Source organism: Chitinophaga sp. (genome assembly GCF_036569125.1).
GTDB lineage: Bacteria > Bacteroidota > Bacteroidia > Chitinophagales > Chitinophagaceae > Chitinophaga.
This window is the reverse complement of sequence record NZ_DATCRF010000120.1, coordinates 1-4,406: the sequence shown is the minus strand read 5'-3', so window position 1 is coordinate 4,406 and position 4,406 is coordinate 1. Positions and strand designations below refer to the sequence as shown.

The 4,406-nt window shown below is 47.7% G+C and carries 3 protein-coding genes and 1 pseudogene; 2 read left to right on the top strand and 2 right to left on the bottom strand.

The window, feature by feature from the left end; translation table 11 throughout:
* Nucleotides 1-2,080 (top strand): glycosyl hydrolase family 95 catalytic domain-containing protein (locus VIM87_RS04265; RefSeq protein ID WP_331995775.1); only part of this gene is annotated, 2,080 nt, incomplete at its 5' end.
* 37 nt (nt 2,081-2,117) lie between these two features.
* Nucleotides 2,118-3,014 carry an alpha/beta hydrolase gene (locus VIM87_RS04260; RefSeq protein ID WP_331995774.1) on the top strand — a complete coding sequence of 299 codons (897 nt, stop codon included), beginning with the start codon at nt 2,118-2,120 and terminating at the stop codon, nt 3,012-3,014.
* Between the two features lie 340 nt (nt 3,015-3,354).
* On the opposite strand, the gene VIM87_RS04255 is transcribed toward VIM87_RS04260, so the two are convergent.
* Together VIM87_RS04255 and VIM87_RS04250 are read right to left on the bottom strand one after the other, a co-directional pair.
* Complete coding sequence (locus tag VIM87_RS04255) at nt 3,355-3,996, bottom strand: GNAT family N-acetyltransferase (protein WP_331995773.1); 642 nt, start codon at nt 3,994-3,996, stop codon at nt 3,355-3,357.
* Between the two features lie 20 nt (nt 3,997-4,016).
* Nucleotides 4,017-4,406 (bottom strand): annotated as a pseudogene (locus VIM87_RS04250) (hypothetical protein); the annotation flags it as partial.

Here is a 4,406-nt window from a genome sequence, read left to right as displayed (position 1 = left end):
CAAGGTAACCGCTTACCACCGTGAGCTGGATCTTCAAACGGCCATGGCCACTACCCGGTTCACGGTTAACGGTATTGAATACACGCGGGAGGTTTTCTGCGCGGCGCCCGCCAATGTAATGGTCATCCGCATCCGCTCCGGCGTTTCCGGGGCTATAGATCTTTCCGTGGCACTAAAAAGCCCTTTGCATTATACATTGGCGGCAAAGGCAAATAATGAGCTGGTCATGAGCGGAAAGGCTCCCGCACATGTGGATCCCAACTATTATCATCCTAAAGGCCGGCAGCCTGTTATTTATGACGATACAAGCGGCTGCAACGGCATGCGCTTTCAATGCAGGGTAAGGGCCATTGCCACAAGCGGTACTATCACAGCAGATACTTCCGGGTTGCACGTAAAGAATGCGTCGGAGCTGGTACTGATCTTATCCGCTGCCACCAGCTTTAATGGTTTTGATAAATGTCCCGACAGGGAAGGGAAGGATGAGCAGGCTATTGCTGCTGCGTTCCTCAACGGGGCGGCAAAACGGTCGTATACTGCATTGCAGCAGGAGCATGTAAAGGATTATCAGCGCTATTTTAACCGGGTTTCATTTACATTAAAAGATACTTCCGTTAAGGCCGGTAATATGCTGCCGGTCAACAAACGGCTGAAGGCATATTCGGAAGGAGGCTATGACCCGGCATTGGAGACCTTATACTACCAGTACGGGCGTTACCTGCTGATCTCTTCATCAAGGCCGGGAGGGCCACCCGCTAATTTGCAGGGTATCTGGAACAAGGAGCTGAGAGCGCCATGGAGTTCCAACTACACCATTAATATCAATACACAGATGAATTACTGGCCGGCAGAGAGCACCAACCTGTCTGAAATGCATATCCCGCTGCTGCAGTGGCTGAAGGGCCTTTCAGTAACCGGCGCCCGTGTAGCCCGTGAGTTTTATCATTGCAGTGGCTGGGTGGCGCATCATAATTCAGACATATGGGCTTGCGCCAACCCGGTGGGCGACCTTGGCGCGGGCGATCCTGTATGGGCTAACTGGTATATGGGCGGTAACTGGCTTTGCCAGCATTTGTGGGAGCACTATGCATTTACACGGGATAAGCAGTTCCTGGAGCAGGCATATCCCATCATGAAACAGGCGGCTTTATTCAGCCTTGACTGGCTGGTAAAAGATAGCAGCGGTTATTGGGTAACGGCGCCTTCTACTTCTCCTGAAAATAAGTTCCGCGATGCAAAAGGGCATGAGCAGGCGGTATCTGTTGCTACAACAATGGATATGTCCATCATCCGCGATCTTTTTACGAATGTAATAGAAGCTTCCGAAGCTTTGGGTAAGGATCAGGCATTCCGCAACCGTTTATACGCAGTAAGAAAGGAGCTGTATCCATTGAGGAAGGGACGTAACGGCGAATTGCTGGAATGGTATAAAGAGTTTGCAGAAACAGATCCGCAGCACCGCCATGTATCCCACCTGTTTGGTTTACACCCGGGACGCCAGATCTCGAAAAATAATACACCGGAGTTTTTTGCAGCGGCAAAGAAAACACTGGAAATAAGAGGAGATGCGGGTACCGGCTGGAGCCGCGGCTGGAAGATCAACTGGTGGGCGCGTTTGCTGGATGGCGATCATGCCTATAAGCTCATTCGTCAGCTGCTGAACTATTCCGGCGCTGACGGAAAAGGCGGTGGCGGCACTTACCCCAACCTCTTTGATGCACATCCGCCGTTCCAGATAGATGGTAACTTTGCCGGAACGGCCGGCATGACGGAAATGCTGTTGCAAAGCCATTTGGGAGAGGTGCATCTTTTACCCGCACTGCCATCTGCATGGAAAGAGGGTGAGATAAAAGGACTGAAGGCCCGGGGCGGATTTACGGTAGATATCCAATGGTTGCAGGGGAAGCTGAGCAAGGCCACGGTCACGGCGGCTACGGATGGTATCTGCCGGATCAGGAATAACAGCGGATTCCTGGTGAATGGAGCCAGGGCAAAACAGGAAGGGGATGATTTCGTGCTTTCAGTAAAAATGAAGAAAGGGCAGCAATGCAGTATCCGGCCGCTACGTGATGTAAAATGAATCGCGTATCTTAAGGGCAACCCAATGCTGAACTCCAATGAGGACAATTTTCATTCTATATTTATTTACACTTTCCGCCGTTTCCTTTGCCCAGGAAAGATCAGTGAATGTAAATGGCAATAATTACCATGTTTTTGTAAAGGGATTTGAAAACAGAGCGGCGAATGCACCGGCTATAATCTTTGAAAATGGAATGGGGGTTGATCTGGGGAATTGGAAGAAAATATTGGATCAGGTATCATCATTTGCCCCTGTTTTTGCCTATGACCGTGCCGGGATAGGTAAAACAGATAAAGTTTTCAAAATGCCTACCACAAAATTTGTAGCTGAAAATCTGCATGATATTCTGAAGAGTTTAAAAATAGCGCCTCCATATATACTGGTGGGGCACTCTCTTGGAGGTGTTTATATCAGGAGCTTTGCAGGTTTTTACCCCAATGAGATCTCCGGCCTGGTGTTTATTGATCCCGCCGATTTTACCGAAACTAAAAATGATTGGAATGCTATTTTTAGAACAATGGGGATCCCGGAAAAGAAAATAGACGAAATGCTATACAATCGTCTTTATCAACAAAGCACCGGCATTGATTCGACAAATTTTGGGCCCTGGAGCGAAAGGCAGGTTTTAAATGATCTGAGAAAAACAGATTTTTCCGAAATATCGAAACTTCCATTACCCAATGTACCGGTTTATTTTCTTGTTGGCGGAAAGTTTGAAGTTCCTCCTGCGCAAAGAAGTAAAGACTATGACCAGGAAGCCTTTTTTCATATAAAGAACAGCTCAAACATGGAACGATGGAAAAAGCTAATGTATTCGTCCGGTAAGGGTGGGATGCTTATTTACCTTACTAATGCAGGACATTATATACACTGGGACGATCCCAGGGCAGTAATTAATAGTATTAAGCTTTTGGTTGAAAGTTTGAAAGAATAATTTATTTCCAATGGCATTGAACATCCCACAACTTATTCTGCAGTTTATCGGGAATCAAACAGAGACAGGCATCCTATTACAAAAATATATTGATGATCTGCAGGAGCTTGGGCAACGGTGGCCTGGTCTTTTGAGGTGTCAGACAATAAATGAGCGTTTCACCTCCTTCTGGATGCCGCTGCAGGGCCTTCAGGCACTTTCAGCACCCACGACAGCTACCCAGCATCGTGCCGGGACATATCCTTTATAAACAGGATGCGTTCCCGCTTTTGTTGGAACAATCACGGAGGAACGCTTCCTGTATCAGGCCCTGTTACACATATTCTTTAACTCTGCATTTCTATTTTTTATTGCGTTTAAGGAAAACACCAACCGGTATCTCGCCAAATTCCGGTACAAACACTTCTTTGTGCAGATGAAAACCCACCAAAGGACAATACAGCTTCGCTGACCTCCTGGTGCTAGCAAGAATGAAGGGCACATCATAGCCTTGTTCTTCATAATAATTGACGGTCCATTTGAGCAGGTGGCTCATATAGCCGCGACCCTGCGATTCCGGCAGCACCGCCCCGTAATCGGGCAGCATACTTCTTTTGAGCTGGTCCTCATCCAGCCCCAGCTCACCAGCCTCATACAGCCAGTAATAACGTTTTACGCCCTCAGGGTCCAGGACATCATACCATCGTTGCTTCCATTCAGTGGGCGGTTCGAGCGTATACCCAAGCCTTGTCCAAACGAGTACCGCCTTGTGGTCAGGACTGCCGAACACTTCGCCCCCGGAGCTGAGCGTATCTTTCACAACTTCCTCAAAGAAATCGCGCAGCACTTTTTCATTTGTTTTTTTACCCAACCAGAAGTTTAATGTGGGATCAGGCAGGAATGCTTTCGCCAGCACTTCCCATGTCCAGGGTTCAGGTGTTGTTATTCTGACAGGATCGCCTGGTTGTGTTTTGACCGGTAATTGTTCTGCTGTTTTGTTCATAGGGTTTGTTTTTATAATGATTAATTATGAAGGAGTTCTGAAGAAGCGAGTGCGTTTGGGTCATATTGCGTATTCAGCAATTCTTCGATGAAATCATCGATCATATTCTTTGTAATGCCGGGCATGCATATAAGGTGTGAAGATCCCGCTTCGCTCGCCAGCTGCCATTTGCGGCAGATCGTATCCGCTGGTTTGGGAAATACTACGGTGATCGCTTTTTCATTGCGCCAGGCTGATATGCCTCCTTCCTTCAGTTTTTGTTGTGTATAGGCTGCCAGCCATAAGCACTCTGATGCCCTTTTCAGCAAACCTTCTTTTCCCAGTTTTTTGATAGCATACCATAAGAATACCGGGCTGTGACCGTTTCGTGACCCGGCGATCGTACTGTCGAATGATCCTATGTAGGATAC